General features: G+C 72.0%; 2 protein-coding genes. Both read right to left on the minus strand.

Annotated features, from left to right (window positions below; translation table 11 throughout):
* On the minus strand, nt 1-777 hold a 777-nt coding region (tatC, locus tag I5E_RS04290; protein WP_307157940.1), incomplete at its 3' end, for a twin-arginine translocase subunit TatC.
* A gap of 252 nt (nt 778-1029) precedes the next feature.
* Nucleotides 1030-1620 (minus strand): WYL domain-containing protein, encoded by a 591-nt coding sequence (locus I5E_RS04295; RefSeq protein WP_022905907.1) that lies wholly within the window; start codon nt 1618-1620, stop codon nt 1030-1032.
* Nucleotides 1621-1771: the final 151 nt, after the last annotated feature.

A 1771-nucleotide genomic window follows, 5' to 3' on the forward strand; every position in this document is an offset into this window, starting at 1 on the left:
CCGGCGGTCGTGGACCCAGGCCACGGCGCACGCGGCGACGTACAGCACGATCATCGGCACGCNGAGCAGGAACATCGAGATGACGTCGGCGCTCGGCGTCACGATGGCGCAGAAGACCAGGATGCAGAGGATCGCGACGCGCCACGACTTCATGATCGACGCCGCGGACAGTACGCCGACGAAGTTCAGCAGCACCAGGAAGACCGGCAGGACGAACGCGATGCCGACGGCGACGATGAGCTTGATGACGAAGTCGTAGTAGGCCTTGGCGTCCACGATCGAGGTGTCCTGGCTCGACACGAAGCTGCCGAGGATGCCGACCACGTGCGGCAGGATGTACCACCCGAACCAGCAGCCGGCGAAGAACAGCGGGATCGCGGTGCCGAGGAAGCCCCAGACGTACTGCTTCTCGCGGCGGACCAACGCCGGGACGATGAACGCCCAGATCTGGTACAGCCACACCGGGCTCGCGATGACGATGCCGATGGTGATCGCGATCTGCAGCTTCAGGTCGAAGGCGCCCGTGATCATCGGGAAGTTCAGTTCGGCCGTGTGCCCGCCGACCTTGGCGAGCTGGGAGACCGGGGACCGCAGCGCGTCGAGCACGAACGGGGTGAGGAACCACCCGCCGACCGCGGCGACGACGATCGCGATCACGGCGCGGAACAGTCGGTTGCGCAGCTCGATGAGGTGCTGCCCGAGCGACATGCGGCCTTCGGCGTCCTTCGTCGGACGCCCGGTCCGCCTCGCTCGCCCGCGCGCGGTCGTCGAAGCCATGCCTCGATCCTACGGGGTCGGGACCGACAGTCGACCGCGACGTGCGATCGCACAGGTGGGTCACGGACTGGAGGGACGGGGCGCGTCCCGCGGTGGCGGGTCACGGGGCAGGGGGCGGCGTACGGGAGGCGCGGTGCGGGCTGGCACCGCGCCTCCCGTCCCGTCGGTGGGCGCGTCTGCGGCGGGGCCGACGCCCGGGAGCGACCCGAGCCCGGGTCGGCACGCTGACGCGCAGCGCAGCGGGAGCGGGCCTCAGTCGGCGGCGAGGGCCGCGGCGGCGAAGTCGCGGACCGCGGCGCGCGCGGCCGGCGGGTCGAGCACGACCGCGCGACCGGGCAGCCCGGCGACGAGCCGCACGACGCCGTCGAACCCGTTCGACGCGGCCAGTCGGATGCGCACCCGGCCGTCGGTGTCCGGCGCGTCGGCCGTGTCCGCGAGGAAGTCGGCCACGAGCGGCAACGACGACGAGTCGAGCTCGACCGTGACGATCACGTCCTCCGCCGACTGCTGGAACAGCGTGTCCGGGATCACGACGTCGTCGATGGACTTCTCGGTCGGACGGTCGTCGACCCGCACGCCGGACATCCGGTCCAGGCGGAACGTCCGGAGAGCCTGTCGGTCGAGGTCCCACGCCCGCAGGTACCAGTCGGTGTCGATCGACTCCACGCGCAGCGCGTCCACCCGGCGGCTGCTCCCCCTGGTGCGGGGTCCGGCGTAGTCGAAGACGAGTCCACGACAGTCGGCCATCGCGCGACGGATGGTCGCGAGGGCGACGTCGTGCAGGTCCTGTCCGACCGTCACGTTCGCCGCCGCACCACCGGCGCCGCGGGAGAGCTTCGCCATGAGGGCCCGGATCGCGTCGCGGTCGGCGGCCTCGGGCAGGGGCGCCGGTCGCGGTGGCGCCGGTCACCGGGGCGCCGGTCGCCGGGGCTCCGGTCGCGTTCGCTGCCAGGAGCCAGGCGAGCAGTGCCTTCTGGGCGGGAGCCGGTTTCCG

This window comes from Curtobacterium sp. B18 (assembly GCF_000333375.1).
In the GTDB taxonomy this organism is placed as follows: Bacteria; Actinomycetota; Actinomycetes; order Actinomycetales; family Microbacteriaceae; genus Curtobacterium.

What these genes read in the sequence shown, in the direction of transcription:
- I5E_RS04295 (WP_022905907.1), bottom strand. Translation starts at nt 1,620, where the DNA reads ATGGCGAAGCTCTCCCGCGGCGCCGGTGGTGCGGCGGCGAACGTGACG.